Raw genomic sequence first — 16080 nt, 5'->3', positions numbered from 1 at the left:
TTCAGCTTTTTCCATGTTATGAAGCTTGCTTTTGGCGTTCTTCTGAAGCAGAAGAAGTGAATAGAGAGATAACAAATCCAATCACGATTCCGAGTATGGCAGGTACAATCCAGCCAATGCCAAGGTCATATAGCGGCAAGATCGTTTGAAAGAGATCTTTCACAGGACCGATAGGCAGTTTAGCCGCTGCTAAACCGTCAAACAGACTGACGCAGCCAGTTAAAATCAAAGTAAGGACATACACAGGTCTTCTATGACCAAGCCATTTGTCAGCAAGTGATAAAACGATAATCACAATTGCTAACGGGTAAATCGCAGTTAACACAGGTACTGAAAAAGCGATAATATGAGCAAGTCCAAAATTTGAAATGATAAAACTGAATAATGTGACGAGTGTAACGACCATTTTATAAGAAAGTTTAGGTAATAAATTTGAGAAATACTCTCCGCACGATGTCACGAGACCGATACTTGTGGTTAAACAGGCAACCGTAATCGCCGCGCCTAACACAATATTACCTAAACTGCCAAAAAGAAATTGCGAGGACTGAGCCAAGATTTTACTACCATCTCCAACAAAACCAATGGCGTGTGTACTTGAAGCACCTAAATAAGCAAGTGATAGATAAACAAATGTTAATCCGCAAGCTGCAATTAGACCTGCTTTGATACAAGCAGAAGTGAGTGCCTTTTTACTTGTTATACCACGTCCTTTAATGGCGTTGATGACAACAACCCCAAACACAATAGATGCAAGAGCATCCATGGTTTTATAGCCTTCTAAAAACCCTTTGAAAAATGATCCATTGCTATAGGACACATCAGGTGTGCCAATGACGCCCATCGGTGTCAAAATGGCTTTGACGATAATAATCAAAATGATCGTAAATTTAATCGGTGTTAACACTTTTCCTACACGATCCACGATTTTCGTTGGATTTAGCGCAAGATAATACGTAATACCAAAAAAGGCCAGTGTAAATAAAAGAAGTGAGAGCCAAGCTGGTACACCAGCTAAAAAGGGTAGTGCACCAATTTCATATGAAACCGTTCCTGTACGAGGAATAGCGAAAAGTGGCCCGATAGATAAATATAAAATGACGGTAAACGCTGTTCCAAAAGCTGGGTGAGCTTTATCAGCTAATCCTTTCGCATCTCGACCTGTCAAAGCGATTGCAATAATCCCTAGAAGAGGTAAACCGACACCTGTTAATAAAAATCCGCCCATTGCTTTCCACACATTTTGCCCAGCATATTGCCCAAGCTCTGGTGGATAAATCATATTACCGGCGCCGAAGAATAGAGCAAACAGCATAAAACCTATGATAACCGTATCTTTCGTCGACAAAGTTGCCTTCATTGCATTTAAAGCCTCCATTATTATGTTGAAATATTCTGTTAATTAGTTGCTAGGTAACCGTTCATCATTAACAATCACTAATTATAAAGGATGTACGCCTGATGTCAACATGTGTTTTCGTACAAAAGTCATGAATTTTTCTATTTTAGTATATGGAGGACAATAAAAAAACATCCCCTTCACTTTGGAAGAGGATGTTTAAAGAATGATTAGGATGCAAGCTGTTTAGGCGGGCCAGTCAACATAGAGATGAGTACGCCAATCCCTGCGCCGATGATCGCTGGTACAACCCACCCAATGCCTAAATCGTAAAATGGAATAAATGAATCTAAGAAGTTAGGTAAACCCCCTAGATTGAATTTGGCAGCAAGTAAGCCGTCAATAATGGCAAAAAATCCAGTGAAGATCAAGGATACGACATAAATCACTCGTCTGCCGTTAATCCAGCGGTCAAGGAACGATAATAAAATAATGACAATGGCCAGTGGATATATCGCTACGAGTACAGGCACCGATAGAGAAATGATTTGTGCCAGTCCGAGGTTTGCAACGAATGTGCTAAATAAAGAAACAATTAGAACGACGGTACGATAAGAAAGTGCTGGGAAAAGCTTTGAAAAATATTCCCCGCATGACGAGACAAGTCCAACACTTGTTGTGAGACAAGCGAATAAAATGGCTGCGCCAAGAACAATGTTACCAGCAGAACCGAATAAAAAGTTTGCAGAAAGTGAAAGTAGTTTTCCTCCTTCATTTGCTCCGACCATTCCAGTTGCATCAGGGCTTGAAGCACCAACATAAGCAAGTGAAATATACACGAGTGCTAGTCCCACTGCTGCAACAAGACCAGCTTTTATACAAGCCGATGCAAGTGATTTTCGTTCTGTGATCCCTCTATCTTTCACAGCTGTTACGACCACGATTCCAAAAACGATAGAAGCAAGAGCATCCATTGTTTTATAACCTTCTAAAAACCCAGTAAAGAGAGGGTTTGCTTTATATGTCGCATCAGGCGCACCGATCATTCCCATCGGTGTAGCAATGGCTTTAAACACAATAATGGCAATAACCGCTAATAAGATTGGTGTCAGCACTTTACCAATTCGATCAACCAGCTTTGAAGGGTTTAAAGCAAGAAGATACGTAATGGTGAAAAACACCAGAGTAAAGATGAATAATGGAATCCATGATTCAGCCTGTCCTTCAGAAAGAAATGGAGCTAATCCAATTTCATAAGAAACCGTACCAGTTCGCGGAATGGCGAAAAATGGTCCAATGGATAAATACAGAATAACGGTGAAGATGGTCCCGAATTTAGGGTGAGCTTTATCGGCAAGACCTTTGGCTCCGGTACCTGTAAGGGCGACAGCAATAACCCCTAATAGCGGAAGACCTACGCCTGTGAGTAGAAATCCGCCGATGGCAAGCCATACATTTTCACCTGCATATTGCCCAAGAACAGGTGGGAAAATCATATTTCCTGCACCAAAGAATAATGCAAAAAGCATTAGCCCAATAGCCAATGTCTCTTTTATACTTAAACTATTTTTCAAAATAGTCCCTCCTCAATCAGTGTATTGTGTCAAATTTAAATATTCTGACAATTTAGGTGTTTATATGACAATTGCACTATGGATGATATAGTGAAAATGGAAAGTTGTCAACTGCCATTTTCAGAAAATTCTCTGTCTGACTTCATTATGGTAACATATAAATGCATTCATTTTTTAAGTTTTTTTGTAAGGAGTTTAAGATATGATTTATCTTGATAATAGTGCCACAACAAAGCCTTATCCAGAGGTTTTACAAGTGCATCAGCAAGTGAGTGAGCGTTTTTTTGGGAATCCGTCTTCGCTGCATCAACTTGGAATTGATGCGAGCCGTCTATTGAGTGAAACGCGAAAACAAATCCTTCACTATACAGGCTTTACACAATATGAGATTATTTTTACTTCAGGTGCAACAGAAGCAAATAACATTGCCATCAAAGGGGCTGCTCTTGCCAAGATGAACCGAGGCAGACATATTGTCACAACAGCGATTGAGCATCCATCTGTCATCGAATCGTTTGAACAGCTGAAAACATTATTTGGCTTTGATATTTCCTATATTCAAGTAAATGAGCATGGCCGTGCAGATATGACGCATTTAAAAGAAGTGCTTCGCCCTGATACAGTGCTTGTCAGTCTCATGCATGTAAACAATGAAACAGGCGCGATTCAGCCGATAGAGGAAGCGGCCAGCATCATTCGGAAGTATGCCAAAGAGGCGATTTTTCATGTCGACGGCGTACAAGGAATTGGCAAGGTTCCGCTGCCTAAAAAGATGGATATTGATCTTTTAACGATGTCAGGCCACAAGATTCACGGCCTGAAGGGAACAGGTGCCCTCTTTTTAAAGAAAGAGATCGTGCTTGCGCCTTTTATCACAGGAGGAGAGCAAGAACTTGGCCTTCGCTCAGGGACTGAGAACCCTGCTGGAGCTGTCAGCTTAGCAAAAGCCATAAAGCAATCATTTGAATATTTAAACAAGCATCATGATGAGATGATCGCCTTAAAAACGGAGCTAGAGCAACAGCTTGGAAAGATAGAAGGCATCGTCATAAACACACCGCTGACGCATAGTGCACCGCACATTGTGAATTTTTCAGTGCCTGGTATTCAAATCGAAGTCCTTCTCCATATGCTCGAAAAAGAAGGCATTTACGTTTCGACAACGTCTGCTTGTTCTGCTAAGAAAAAGGAACCAAGCCGTGTCCTGCTGACGATGGGGAAATCAGAAGAAGTAGCCAAAAGCAGCATGAGAATCAGTTTGACATATGGACAAGGACCAGAGCTAACGCCGCAAATCATCACATCGATCGCACAAAGTGTGAAAAAATTAAAAGGAATGAGATAACAACATGAAGTATGACCATATTTTAGTCCGTTTTGGTGAGATCTCAACAAAAGGGAAAAATAGAAAGAAATTTATCGAAAAACTAAGACAGCATATCCGGTTTGTATTGAAAGACTTTGAAGCATTAAAGTATGCATCTGACAGAGACCGCATTACGATCATGCTAAACGGAGAAGACCCTGAACCGATTTCAGAACAGCTTAAAGGTGTATTTGGCATTCAAAGCTTTAGCCTGGCTGTGAAATGTGAGACAAATCTTGATGCCATCAAAGAAGCGGCACTCTCAGCGATTCAGGAAGTGTATGAACAAGGAAATACATTTAAGGTCTCAACGAAACGCTCTTATAAACAATTTGAGCTTGATTCAAATGAAATGAACCGAGAAATTGGTGGACATGTTCTAAGGAATACAGACAACTTAACAGTTAATGTGAAACAGCCAGATGTTCACTTGCGAATTGAAATAAGAGAACACGCGACGTACATTACATTTAAAGATGTAAAAGGTGCAGGCGGACTGCCAGTTGGTTCAAGCGGAAGAGCGATGCTGATGCTCTCTGGCGGCTTTGACAGCCCAGTGGCCGGCTATCAGGCAATGAAACGAGGCATTCAAATTGAAGCTGTTCATTTCTTTAGCCCACCTTATACAAGTGAACGTGCTAAGCAAAAGGTCATTGATCTAGCGGAATGCTTAGCTGCCTATGGAGGCGAAGTCAAGCTTCACATCGTTCCTTTTACAAAAATCCAAGAGCTCATTCACAAACAAGTACCAGAAAACTATACGATGACTTCAACGAGAAGAATGATGCTCAAAATTGCAGATAAAATAAGAGCCAAGCGTGATGCGCTTGCCATTATTACAGGTGAAAGCCTTGGTCAAGTGGCAAGTCAGACACTTGAAAGCATGTATGCCATTAATCATGTCACAAACACACCGATCATTCGCCCACTGATTGCCGTGGATAAGAATGACATTATCGAAGAAGCGAGACGAATTGGCACATATGAGACAAGCATTCAGCCATTTGAGGATTGCTGCACGATCTTTACGCCGCCATCTCCAAAAACAAAACCAAAACTTGAAAAAGTAGAACGCTACGAAAGCTTTGCTGAATTCGAGCCAATGCTTGACGAGGCAGTGGAGCAGATCGAAACAATCGTCGTCACAAATGAAAAGAAAGCAGCTGACAAATTCGCTGATTTATTCTAAATAAAAAATTTCATAATAATTACCATAAAATCAATCGCATGAAGTCATGTGTTTCTACACATTCTATATTCACAAGGAGGTGAGAACACATGGCTCAACAAAACAGACAAAGCAGTTCTAATCAATTAGTCGTTCCAGGCGCTGCACAAGCGATCGACCAAATGAAGTACGAAATCGCTTCAGAATTTGGCGTAAACCTTGGACCAGAAACAACAGCTCGCGCTAACGGATCAGTTGGTGGAGAAATCACTAAGCGTCTTGTATCTTACGCTCAACAACATATGGGTGGCGGATCTTTCTAAGACACACAATTAAAAAGCTATGGCTTATGAGCGGGTTCATTCCCGCTCTTTTCTTTTTGTACATATAAATTGTTAGAATATTTTTAAAAAAGAAGACGAAATGAAAAAATTATGGCATAATACTAGGAGTAGGTCCTAATTCAAGCATTTTTCAGTTATGAGTGTTAGAATAGGTAAATTGAAACATGATTCGTTTCATAGAAAGAGGCTAAAAGGAGCTGTACCATGAAAAGAGAAGACTTAATTGCACCAGAACAATATAACTTAGTCAGTGAGATTGAAGCGTTCAGTCATGACCAGAAGAAAATCGCCCTGCACTGGCAGGACGGGAATGGCCATGAAGCGCATGTGACATATGCAGCATTAGTAGAAGAGGCGAATAAAATTGGTCATGTTCTATTAAATGCAGGCTTTAAAAAAGGCGATAAAATCATTGTGATGGTGCCTCGTATGCTAGAGGCATACAGCATTTATTTAGCCATTTTAAAAACAGGAATGGTTGTAATTCCTTGTTCAGAAATGCTTCGCGCTAAAGATATAGATTACCGAATTGAGCATGCAGAAGCAAAAGGAGCGATTGTTTACGCATCATTCATTCAATCGTTTGAAGGAACTAATCAGCCAAAAGATTTTAAAACATTCTCAATTGGTGAGAATGATCATGGCTGGACAAACATTGTTGCGCAAAAGGAAGAGCAGTCAAGCGAGTTGAAATTGGCAGACACAACACGTACGGACATGGCGTTTCTCTCTTATACATCAGGCACAACAGGTAATCCCAAAGGGGTTGTTCATACACACGGCTGGGCGTATGCACATTTACGTACAGCGGCCAAAGCATGGCTCTCCATTAATGAAGGGGATAAAGTATGGGCAACAGCAGGACCAGGCTGGCAAAAATGGGTGTGGAGTCCTCTCTTATCTGTTTTAGGAAGCGGAGCAGAAGGTTTTGTTTATGGAGGAAAGTTTAATCCGGATACGTACTTAGAGCTGCTTCAAAAAAATGAAATCAATGTTCTATGCTGTACTCCAACAGAATATCGATTTATGGCAAAAGTGGATGACCTCAGTCAGTACGAGCTACCAACATTGCATAGTGCTGTTTCTGCGGGAGAGCCACTCAACCGTGAAGTCATCGATACGTTCAAAAAACATTTCGATATCGAAGTGCGAGATGGTTACGGGCAAACAGAAAGCACGCTGCTAGTCGGGGTGCTGAAAGGAATGGACATCAAGCCAGGCAGCATGGGCAAACCAACACCTGGCAATGAAGTAGAGATCATTGATGAGAATGGCCAGATCTGTGCTCCAGGAGAAATAGGTGACATTGCCGTTCATCTTGAAACGCCGGCTTTATTCAAGGAATACTACAAAGATGCAGAGCGTACAAAGGCGCAGCGCCGCGGGGATTACTTTATCACCGGTGACCGTGCGAAAAAAGATGAAGACGGGTATTTTTGGTTTGAAAGCCGCAGGGATGACATCATTGTCAGCTCAGGTTATACAATTGGTCCATTTGAAGTTGAAGATGCACTGATTAAACACCCAGCAGTGAAAGAATGTGCGGTCGTGGCAAGTCCAGATGAAATCAGAGGATCAATCGTGAAAGCATACGTCGTCCTGCGTGATGCATCTACACAAAGCGATGAGCTGATTAAAGAACTGCAAACACACGTGAAAAATACAACAGCACCGTACAAATATCCAAGAGAAATCGAATTCATTGACGAGCTACCAAAAACTCCGTCAGCGAAAATTCGACGTGTCGAGCTGAGAGAAAGAGAGCTTGCACGAAAATCATCATGACAGTAGAAACAATAAGCGTCTGGATGGAAAATCATCCAGCGCTTTTTTTATTGGACAAATCAAATATGTAAAATTCGTTCATGATGTTTTATGTTAAAATGTGTAAGGATGACTTGAAAAGGAGAATGTTCTGAAAATGTCGATTGCGATAATTCATGGGATTGTGCTTGCTTTTGGTCTTATTTTACCTTTGGGCGCACAAAATGTATTTGTATTTCAGCAAGGAGCCCTTCAGCCTCGATTATATCGCGTACTGCCTGTGGTCATTACAGCTGCTCTCTGCGACACACTTTTAATTACTTTAGCTGTCATTGGGGTTTCGGTTGTTGTACTCACCATTCCTATCTTGCAAATGGGTCTTTTTATCATTGGATTTTTCTTTTTACTTTATATGGGGTGGTCAGTTTGGAACACGAGCTCTGCATCAGGTAATCAAGAAAAGATGGACCTGATGCCCGTGAGAAAACAAATCATATTTGCCTGTTCCGTTTCACTTTTAAATCCTCACGCGATTCTCGATACAATAGGAGTGATAGGAACGAACTCTCTTCAATATCATGGGGCGGAAAAATTGGCATTTACCGCAGCCTGTATCATTGTCTCGTGGTTATGGTTTATGGGTCTTGTCCTTCTCGGGAAAATGTTAGGAAAGCTAGATACAAACGGCAAGTGGATGAACCGGATCAATAAAGCCTCTGCGGTCATGATCTGGCTGGTTGCATTATATATCGCCTATCAGCTTATTGGATAAAGGATACATAGAGCAAAAGAGACGTGATGCATGAAAATGAGAGCTGAACATGTCATGGGAAAAAGCGTTGGATGGAAAACATCTGGCGCTTTTTTGTTGTCTACTGTCTCGGGGCAAGCATCAGTTACACCCCGTTCATTTTTATCAGACATGCTGATGATTCAATTACCTGGAGAAAATGATCAAAATAGGATCTATGCTACACTATAATAAATGTATTTTATTGGATGTGGAGGTTTTCAAATGGCTCATAAAGAACAGCGTAAAGGGGCAGTGCTTGCTGTCTTTGATACATTGACGTTTGGTGTACCAGTTTTGCTGTGGAATTTATATAAGAATACGAATAAAACATTGAAGCTGATGATCCCGATTATTCCAATAGTAGGTTTCATCACGTATCTTTTAGCATCTCTTCACTAACGTTTTCTAAAATGATCTGCATGAGCGATACGCTCATGCTTTTTTCATTCGATCATTTTTTGAAGATGGTTTGATTTAATAGACGGAGAGCTTGTACGATATCATCCATTTGATTTTGGTCAGAGGAAGAAAGGCTGTCCATGAGCATGGATTCAATTTGTTGAAATGCTTTGTCCATACACGCACGGCCTTTTTTAGACAGCATAATGACATGTTTTCGCTTGTCATCTTTATCTTCTTGTCTATCAATGAATTGTTTTTCGTGAAGCTTTTTCAATTCTCTGCTGACATTCGGAAGAGACATGTGCTGACAATCGGCGATTTCGCTAGGTGTTAGCTGCTCACTGACGGCTAACTGCTCCAGAATCAAATATTGTAGAGTGGTTAGATCAGATGGTTTGACCTTGCTCATCATAGCATGTTTCAGCTCAGAAAAAGTAGAAGCAAATGTGACAAACTCTTTGAAAAAATGTGGGTTTTTCATCCTGTTTCACCTCCTACGTACCATACCAAATTTATTATCAAAAAACAATTATCATTTGACAACTAAAAAAGATAGGTGTATGCTTTTTGTTATCAAATGATAACTAAAGGAGATAAGCCATGAATGTACTCATTATTTATACTCACCCTCATCACAATAGTTTAAATGGTGCTTTTTTTAAAGAAATCCTAAAGGGCAGTGAAGAAAATCCAAACGTTCAAGAAGTGAGAATCATAGATTTATACCAAGACAAATTTGATCCTGTACTTATTTTTAATGAAGAGAAAAAAAGACGTGATATGCATAAGGACCCTGAGATTCAAGAATATCAAGAGAAAATCAAATGGGCAGACAACATCGTGTTTGTTTATCCGATTTGGTGGGGTAGGCCGCCAGCTATGTTGCTTGGTTTTATTGATCGCATGTTTGCAGCGAATTTTGCTTACCGTCAAACTGGCGGTCTGCTTCCAGAAGGCTTGTTAAAAGGAAAGAGGGCTGTATGTGTATCGACAATGCAAGGACCGACCCACTACCCTTTCTTCTTTTTGCAGAATGCCCACAAGGTGTTAATGAAACGAGCTCTTTTACAATATGTCGGGATTAAACCGGTGAAGTTCTTTGAATTTGGCATGATGGAAAGTCCAAAAGGGAAGCATGACGTGAAATTAAAACGGATATACAACTATTTTCGGAATATCAGCTCATAAAACCACATTCCTTGAGTCACTTTTCTTCTAATTTGAACCTGTTATGTCTTAAAATGACAGAGAGGGTGAGTGACTCATTCTCTTTATCTGAAAAGGGGGATATGGATGAAGAAAACATTGTTTAAAGATGCGGCTCTTATCACACTTGATCCATCTTTAGGTTTTCTGGAGAAGGGAGATCTATTAATTGAAGGGGCACATATTGTAGAAGTCGGACCTTCGATTGAAGCAAGCGGTGCTGATGTTGTGGATGCGTCTGACATGGTCATCATGCCAGGGCTTGTGGATACCCATCGTCATGTGTGGCAGTCTGTCATACGGGGGATCGGAACAGATTGGTCTTTGCAAACGTATTTGAGCAAAATTTATTATGGCAACTATGGGGCGATGAGACGTCCATCAGATGATCGAATTGCTAATTATTTAGGCGCATTAGAGGCATTAGATGCAGGAGTGACCACGTTTTTCGACTGGACGATGATCAATTCTATGGATCATACAGAAGAACTCATTGGAGGTTTAAAAGATGCGGGTATTCGAGCGGTCTTTGGTTTTGGTACCTCTGGAGATGCAGCGTATTGGGACAGAGAGAGTACGCTCACGAATATGGAAGACGCAGCCCGCGTGAAACAAAAACATTTTCAATCATCGGATCAGCTGTTGACGATGGGACTTGCCATTCGTGGACCTGAATTTTCTTCATGGGAGACGACCGTCTTTGAAATTGAAACAGCGAGATCACTAGATGCATTATGCAGTATGCACATTGGCTTTGGAAATTGGGGAGCGGCGGATCGATCGATTGAGCGGCTTCATCAAGCAGGGCTGCTCGGGCCTGATTTGAATATGGTGCATATCAATGCAATTGATGCAGATCAAATGAAGATGTTAGCTGACAGCGGAAGCTCCATCTCGATTACACCTGAGATTGAAATGATGATGGGACACGGATATCCTGTCACAGGGCTCGCCATTGAAAATGGCGTTCTGCCAACGCTTGGTGTAGATGTGGTGACAGCGACAGGCGGAGATTTATTTACCCAAATGAAATTCGGACTACAGGCGGAGCGGGCGATTCAAAATCAATCTTTATTGATGGAAGGGACGATGCCAGGGCCTGAACTTGGATTGTCTGCACAGCAAATGCTTGAAGCAGCCACAATAAACGGGGCTCGTGCCTTGAAGCTTGATGACAAAATCGGCTCGCTCACACCTAGAAAAGAAGCTGATTTTATCTTGATCGATCGGACAAGCATGAATCTTCTTCCGATGACAGATCCAGCTGGGGCAGTTGTGCAAACGGCACACCCTTCAAATGTTGATTCTGTCTATGTGGCTGGAAAAGCAGTGAAACAAAATGGGAAGCTAGTTGGAGTGAACTTAGAAGAGATCAAACAAAAAGCTTATGCGGCAAGAGATCATATTTTATCGCACAAGTTTGAATCAACGCCATCATAAACAAACAATCCCCATAGGCAGCTGCCTATGGGGATGAGATTACAAGGATTCTTTAATGACTTTTTTGTAATACTGGACAGATAGGAATCCGAAGATAGAATATAGCACCGTATAAATCGACATGACGATGAGCATTGGTGTCCACAGTTCACCGCCGAAGAAAAACCAGCCTGACTGTACTGCAAAGTAGCTGTGAAGCAACCCGACAACGAGCGGAATTCCAAAGTTAAATAGCTGTTTGAGCCGAATACCTTTTAATAGATCTTTCTCAGTAAAACCAAGCTTACGCAAGATCGTGTAAGAGCTTTGTTCTTCTTCACTTTCATTCATCTGCTTAAAGTATAAAATACAGCCTGATGTGACAAGGAAGCTGAGACCTAAAAATCCGACTATAAACATCATCAGTCCTATTGTTTGCTTTTGCTGCTGAGCTGAAGCCAATTGAGACATGCTGTTTTCACCTAGTTTTAAAGAGTTAAACACGTTATTTGCTTTTTCAAGATTTTTTTTATCTTTTATATTGACTGCGATATATAGACTATTCTCAAATTGCAGATATTTCTGTTGGTCTAGCTGTAGCTTAGGATCCTTCTGTTGGTCTAGCTGCTCAAAAACATCTTGACTCACGACGGCAACAGGCAGACCGCCAAAAGTGAAGTTATAGGAAATGAGATAATCTTTTTTCAAATCCAAGACTTTCAAATCGAGCGGTTTCTTGATGAGAAGCTTCACATCGCCTGAGCTTTTAATCGGCATGAATTTCTTTAATAGATCACTGTAGCCGCTTAAAATCACTTCGTTGTTCCCCACATGAATATTTGGTGCGTTTTTCTCACTAATCACAGGCAGTGTCAGTATGCCGGGTTCATTATTCATATTTTTTAACTCTGCATCCATATCCATGAGTTTTTTTGCATCAAATTTTGCTCGAATCACTTTGACCTGCTTTAGATCATAAGCAATATGTTTGTCAGAAAGTGCACGAGTGAAGGTGTTGGCTTCTTTCTCAGATCCCATGACGAAATGTGAAGGGATCTGTTGTTCAGCGGTTTTTTCTGCTGAGTAATAGGAAATGTAGCTTAAAGATAACAACCCGATGGCAAGCGCAGATACCGTTGTAATAATCGTTAAAAGCAGTGCGTTTGATTTTAACCGGAACATAATAGATGACAGAGACAGGACTTCATGAATGGCGAGATAGCCATTTTTTCGTTTGCGTACGATATTGGCAATGAACGAAACAGAGCCTTTATAGAAAAGAAAGGTACCGATAATGACAGAGGCTAGAATATAAATCATCGCTAAAAGTAACGCAAGCATGGACGTATATGTGCCGGTAAAAAGCTGAGAAGAAATATAATAGCCTGAGCTGATGAATGCAATGCCTAGAACCCCAATGATGATTTCAAACACAGAGATTTTTTTCACACGCTGTTCTGTAGAAGACGTGGTTCTAAATAAAGATAAAATCGTCTGTCTATTAATAAACCATCGATTTCTTAACATAATTAATCCATAGATGACGAAAAAGACGATCAGTGTCTGCAAAAGGGCCATGCCTGAAAAATGCAGGTTGGCGATGGCGTTCACGCCGGTTACTTTAAATAGCACCATCAGCATGAGTTTTGAACCGATAAATCCAGCTATGATACCAATAGCCATGGAGACCACATATAGGATAAAGTTTTCTGCATTGAGTAGTTTGGAAATTTTTTGTTTCGTCATGCCAATGAGCTGCAGGAGACCTATTTCTCTCCCTCTTCGTTTAATAAAAATGCTGTTCGCATATAACAGGAAGATTCCAACAATGGCAATGAGTAGTACTGAAGCGGCTTTAATCGACGCACCGCCCTTAATGGACCCCTTTACATCATCAAGTGCTGGTGAGTACTGCAAGGTGACAAAAGAAAAGTAGAGCGCCACACTAAATACAAGTGCAAACACGTATAAATAGTAATTTTTTAAGTTTTTCTTCAGATTGCGGAAGACGAGCTGATTAATGTTCATGCTTCACACCGCCTAAAACACCTTGCGTTTTCATAATATCCTCGAAAAACATCTTTCTCTCTAGAGCGCCTTTATTCAATTGTGTATAGATCTGTCCATCTTTGATAAAAATCACTCGTCTTGAATAACTGGCTGCAACAGGGTCATGCGTCACCATGACAATGGTTGCTTTGCGCTTGTGATTGAATTCTTGCAGCTTGTTCAGTAAGTCAGAAGCAGATTTGGAATCAAGTGCTCCAGTTGGTTCATCAGCAAAAATGAGGCTTGGTTCATGAATAAAGGCACGTACTGCAGATGTCCGTTGCTTTTGTCCACCAGACAGTTCATTTGGATATTTGTCTCTTAGTTCATAAATCCCCATATCCTCTGCAAGCTGTTGAAAGCGTTCAAAAGCTTCTTTTTTAGGCGTTTTGGAGATGGATAATGGCAAGAGGATGTTCTCTTTAACCGTGAGTGTATCAAGTAAGTTGTAATCCTGAAAAACAAAGCCAAGCTGTTTCTTTCTAAATTCAGCGAGCTGCTGATCTTTCATTTGCGTCATATCTGCATCTGCGATCCGAATCGATCCGCTGGACACATGATCAATCGATGACAATACGTTCAAAAGGGTCGTTTTCCCCGAGCCTGATGGCCCCATGATGCTGACAAATTCTCCAGCTTCTATCGTCAAATCAATGCCTTTCAGCACCTCTTGTTTATTGAATTTATTTCCATAGCTTTTATATAACTTGCGAGCTTCTAAAATGTTCATCTGTCGAACCCCTTTTTTATTTAATTGATATCTCTAGTATAAAAAGAAGCCGATCAGACTTCCTGCGATTTGGCGAACAAAACAGACGAGCATGTGACATTGTTGTCACATGCTTGTTTGATATGTCAAAGCCTTATGTAGAATTCAGATTGTTATTCAATTATTTTATCTGTTTTTCGCTATGATGTATCAAATTTCTTGTTTTTTTCTGATGAACCTTTACAGAGTATTTGATTTCATGTAAGATATGCATATCAAATATATGCATAGTAAATCTATGTATTAGAGGTGACGATGGATGAAAGTGAGTAAAGAGCTTCTAAAGGGGAGTACAGCTACCCTTATTTTAAGCTTGTTAAATGAAAAGCCGATGTATGGATATGAAATGATTAAGGAATTGGAGTCGAAATCCGAAGGGATTTTTAGCTTTAAAGAGGGGACGATATATCCTATTTTGCACACTTTGGAGGGGAAAGGATTCATTGTGTCTTACTGGGGTGAAGGGAATGGCAATCGAAAAAGGAAGTATTATCGGATTAATGAACAGGGCAAAGCGTTTATGAAGGAAAAGAAAGAAGAATGGACTGTGTTTAAAGATGCAGTAGATGGCGTTTTGAACGGGGAGAAAGTCGTATGGGACTAGAGAAAAAGTTTGAACAATATATCAAAAATGTGTGTAAACGAATCAAAAATAAAGACGTACATGCAAGTATAAAGCTTGAGCTTCGTGATCATTTATACACGCTGAAAGAGGAAGCGGTCAGTGCGGGCATGTCAGAAGAAGAGGCGGTAGATCAAGCGCTCGATCAAATTGGAGATGCAGCCATACTCGGAATGCAGCTTCATGAAACACACAAAACTCAAGTTGACTTTAAAACGATACTTCTTGTATTAGCTACTTGTTTATTTGGGCTGTTTGTAATGTATTATTTTCAGTTTCATTCTCATTTACTTCATTTTCAAGACACGAATATCTTTTATAAAAGTCTCATTTACTATGTATTTGGTCTTGCGTTGATGCTTGGACTGTTTGCTTTTGATTATCGGCGCTTTTTACCCTATTCATGGCATTTATACATAGGAACGATTGGAATGCTGATTCTTACAATGATGATTGGGACAAGAGTGAACGGTATTCTCTTTTTAAGCTTAAATAATGGATCGATCAATCTGACTGAAATTTTTCCATTTCTGATGATTATTTCGTTAGCTGGCATTTATCAATCTTGGAATTGGAAGAATGGTTTCAAGTCCTGGCTAGGGTTAGCGATTGTCACTTTACCCATTATTTTATTACATATAGTCGGATCTCTTTCTGCAACCATCACCTTTATGGTCATATGCATAACGATGATGTATGTATCTCATGCAAGAATGAGACAGCTTATTCCGTTTACAGCAGCAGGTATTGTCTATCTCATTGTTCAATTATTTTCTCTGTATCAAGCTGATATGGCCCACTTTTACCAATACTCACTTCATGAATTTAGCTCAAATGGTTTTCAAATAAATCCGTACGCATTGTATGATGTTCACACTGATTGGATGTTGACGTATATCATTTATTCATTCGGATGGTTTGCAGGATTGGCCGTTCTTATGTTGTTTGTGACTTTGATTTATAGAGTAGTTCATACAGCGAAACGAGTTCAATCTGCTTATGGCAAAATATTAATGATTGGTTTGGCAACCACATTTGCAGCAAAATTTATCTTAAGTATTTTCACAAACTTTGGATTATTGCCTATATCAGGAGTTTCCATGCCTTTTATGAGCTATGGGGGATCTCATATTCTTCTAGAAATGATGTCAGTCGGGCTGCTAATGAGTATTTATAGAAGGAAACAGCTAGGAGAAATATGCCGTGAAGTAGCGTGATATGGCTGTATAAAATCACCCAATCTCTTCAATGCATCGTTGGATGAA

16 protein-coding genes are annotated in these 16080 nt (G+C 40.3%); 11 read left to right on the top strand and 5 right to left on the bottom strand.

Features of this window, described 5'->3' with window-relative positions:
- Positions 1-16: 16 nt before the first annotated feature.
- The gene (brnQ, locus tag NST01_RS13440; protein ID WP_341041998.1) at positions 17-1360 is read right to left on the bottom strand and encodes a branched-chain amino acid transport system II carrier protein; all 1344 of its coding nucleotides are present in this window, start codon (positions 1358-1360) and stop codon (positions 17-19) included.
- Positions 1361-1569: 209 nt separating this feature from the next.
- The gene (gene brnQ / locus NST01_RS13435) at positions 1570-2913 is read right to left on the bottom strand and encodes a branched-chain amino acid transport system II carrier protein (RefSeq protein WP_057079202.1); all 1344 of its coding nucleotides are present in this window, start codon (positions 2911-2913) and stop codon (positions 1570-1572) included.
- Between the two features lie 202 nt (positions 2914-3115).
- Here brnQ (NST01_RS13435) and NST01_RS13430 point away from each other — a divergent pair, with 202 nt between their 5' ends.
- The 7 genes from NST01_RS13430 (at position 3116) to NST01_RS13400 (ending at position 8747) form a co-directional block, all read left to right on the top strand.
- Positions 3116-4258 carry a cysteine desulfurase family protein gene (locus NST01_RS13430; RefSeq protein WP_202734286.1) on the top strand — a complete coding sequence of 381 codons (1143 nt, stop codon included), beginning with the start codon at positions 3116-3118 and terminating at the stop codon, positions 4256-4258.
- Between the two features lie 4 nt (positions 4259-4262).
- On the top strand, positions 4263-5468 hold the full coding sequence (gene thiI / locus NST01_RS13425; RefSeq protein ID WP_241511361.1) for a tRNA uracil 4-sulfurtransferase ThiI: 1206 nt from the start codon (positions 4263-4265) through the stop codon (positions 5466-5468).
- A gap of 89 nt (positions 5469-5557) precedes the next feature.
- Entirely contained in the window at positions 5558-5770 is a 213-nt protein-coding gene (locus NST01_RS13420; RefSeq protein WP_003216385.1) for an alpha/beta-type small acid-soluble spore protein, read from the top strand.
- A gap of 225 nt (positions 5771-5995) precedes the next feature.
- Entirely contained in the window at positions 5996-7576 is a 1581-nt protein-coding gene (gene mbcS / locus NST01_RS13415) for an acyl-CoA synthetase MbcS (protein WP_268390294.1), read from the top strand.
- A gap of 136 nt (positions 7577-7712) precedes the next feature.
- Positions 7713-8327, top strand: coding sequence for a LysE/ArgO family amino acid transporter (locus NST01_RS13410; RefSeq protein WP_098680632.1), 615 nt, complete (start codon positions 7713-7715; stop codon positions 8325-8327).
- A 30-nt stretch (positions 8328-8357) separates the two neighbouring features.
- Positions 8358-8537 (top strand): hypothetical protein, encoded by a 180-nt coding sequence (locus tag NST01_RS13405; RefSeq protein WP_008343099.1) that lies wholly within the window; start codon positions 8358-8360, stop codon positions 8535-8537.
- A 33-nt stretch (positions 8538-8570) separates the two neighbouring features.
- The gene (locus NST01_RS13400) at positions 8571-8747 is read left to right on the top strand and encodes a hypothetical protein (protein WP_008343101.1); all 177 of its coding nucleotides are present in this window, start codon (positions 8571-8573) and stop codon (positions 8745-8747) included.
- 52 nt (positions 8748-8799) lie between these two features.
- Here the strand turns inward: NST01_RS13400 and NST01_RS13395 are convergent, their stop codons facing one another.
- The gene (locus NST01_RS13395; protein WP_046526494.1) at positions 8800-9231 is read right to left on the bottom strand and encodes a MarR family winged helix-turn-helix transcriptional regulator; all 432 of its coding nucleotides are present in this window, start codon (positions 9229-9231) and stop codon (positions 8800-8802) included.
- Between the two features lie 119 nt (positions 9232-9350).
- Between NST01_RS13395 and NST01_RS13390 the strand changes: the two genes are divergently transcribed.
- Together NST01_RS13390 and NST01_RS13385 are read left to right on the top strand one after the other, a co-directional pair.
- A complete protein-coding gene (locus tag NST01_RS13390; RefSeq protein ID WP_017358293.1) occupies positions 9351-9938 on the top strand; it encodes an NAD(P)H-dependent oxidoreductase in 588 nt (195 codons plus the stop codon).
- 105 nt (positions 9939-10043) lie between these two features.
- Positions 10044-11396, top strand: coding sequence for an amidohydrolase family protein (locus NST01_RS13385; protein WP_039964107.1), 1353 nt, complete (start codon positions 10044-10046; stop codon positions 11394-11396).
- A 39-nt stretch (positions 11397-11435) separates the two neighbouring features.
- Here NST01_RS13385 and NST01_RS13380 read toward each other — a convergent pair whose 3' ends face one another.
- Both NST01_RS13380 and NST01_RS13375 read right to left on the bottom strand, forming a co-directional pair.
- Complete coding sequence (locus tag NST01_RS13380; protein ID WP_265785093.1) at positions 11436-13403, bottom strand: ABC transporter permease; 1968 nt, start codon at positions 13401-13403, stop codon at positions 11436-11438.
- Complete coding sequence (locus tag NST01_RS13375) at positions 13393-14154, bottom strand: ABC transporter ATP-binding protein (protein ID WP_017358290.1); 762 nt, start codon at positions 14152-14154, stop codon at positions 13393-13395. The genes NST01_RS13380 and NST01_RS13375 overlap by 11 nt, the downstream gene beginning before the upstream one ends.
- Positions 14155-14452: 298 nt before the next feature.
- Between NST01_RS13375 and NST01_RS13370 the strand changes: the two genes are divergently transcribed.
- Together NST01_RS13370 and NST01_RS13365 are read left to right on the top strand one after the other, a co-directional pair.
- The gene (locus tag NST01_RS13370) at positions 14453-14797 is read left to right on the top strand and encodes a PadR family transcriptional regulator (RefSeq protein ID WP_035391131.1); all 345 of its coding nucleotides are present in this window, start codon (positions 14453-14455) and stop codon (positions 14795-14797) included.
- Positions 14788-16032 carry an FtsW/RodA/SpoVE family cell cycle protein gene (locus NST01_RS13365; RefSeq protein WP_046344207.1) on the top strand — a complete coding sequence of 415 codons (1245 nt, stop codon included), beginning with the start codon at positions 14788-14790 and terminating at the stop codon, positions 16030-16032. The genes NST01_RS13370 and NST01_RS13365 overlap by 10 nt, the downstream gene beginning before the upstream one ends.
- Positions 16033-16080: the final 48 nt, after the last annotated feature.

The organism is Bacillus sp. FSL R7-0166, assembly GCF_038008935.1.
Taxonomy (GTDB): domain Bacteria; phylum Bacillota; class Bacilli; order Bacillales; family Bacillaceae; genus Bacillus; species Bacillus altitudinis.
This window is presented reverse-complemented; position numbering and strand designations above follow the sequence as displayed.

What these genes read in the sequence shown, in the direction of transcription:
- NST01_RS13390 (WP_017358293.1), top strand. Translation starts at nt 9,351, where the DNA reads ATGAATGTACTCATTATTTATACTCACCCTCATCACAATAGTTTAAAT.
- mbcS (WP_268390294.1), top strand. Translation starts at nt 5,996, where the DNA reads ATGAAAAGAGAAGACTTAATTGCACCAGAACAATATAACTTAGTCAGT.
- NST01_RS13385 (WP_039964107.1), top strand. Translation starts at nt 10,044, where the DNA reads ATGAAGAAAACATTGTTTAAAGATGCGGCTCTTATCACACTTGATCCA.
- thiI (WP_241511361.1), top strand. Translation starts at nt 4,263, where the DNA reads ATGAAGTATGACCATATTTTAGTCCGTTTTGGTGAGATCTCAACAAAA.
- NST01_RS13430 (WP_202734286.1), top strand. Translation starts at nt 3,116, where the DNA reads ATGATTTATCTTGATAATAGTGCCACAACAAAGCCTTATCCAGAGGTT.
- NST01_RS13365 (WP_046344207.1), top strand. Translation starts at nt 14,788, where the DNA reads ATGGGACTAGAGAAAAAGTTTGAACAATATATCAAAAATGTGTGTAAA.
- NST01_RS13370 (WP_035391131.1), top strand. Translation starts at nt 14,453, where the DNA reads ATGAAAGTGAGTAAAGAGCTTCTAAAGGGGAGTACAGCTACCCTTATT.
- NST01_RS13380 (WP_265785093.1), bottom strand. Translation starts at nt 13,403, where the DNA reads ATGAACATTAATCAGCTCGTCTTCCGCAATCTGAAGAAAAACTTAAAA.
- brnQ (WP_341041998.1), bottom strand. Translation starts at nt 1,360, where the DNA reads ATGAAGGCAACTTTGTCGACGAAAGATACGGTTATCATAGGTTTTATG.
- NST01_RS13405 (WP_008343099.1), top strand. Translation starts at nt 8,358, where the DNA reads ATGAAAATGAGAGCTGAACATGTCATGGGAAAAAGCGTTGGATGGAAA.
- NST01_RS13395 (WP_046526494.1), bottom strand. Translation starts at nt 9,231, where the DNA reads ATGAAAAACCCACATTTTTTCAAAGAGTTTGTCACATTTGCTTCTACT.
- NST01_RS13375 (WP_017358290.1), bottom strand. Translation starts at nt 14,154, where the DNA reads ATGAACATTTTAGAAGCTCGCAAGTTATATAAAAGCTATGGAAATAAA.
- NST01_RS13400 (WP_008343101.1), top strand. Translation starts at nt 8,571, where the DNA reads ATGGCTCATAAAGAACAGCGTAAAGGGGCAGTGCTTGCTGTCTTTGAT.
- NST01_RS13410 (WP_098680632.1), top strand. Translation starts at nt 7,713, where the DNA reads ATGTCGATTGCGATAATTCATGGGATTGTGCTTGCTTTTGGTCTTATT.
- NST01_RS13420 (WP_003216385.1), top strand. Translation starts at nt 5,558, where the DNA reads ATGGCTCAACAAAACAGACAAAGCAGTTCTAATCAATTAGTCGTTCCA.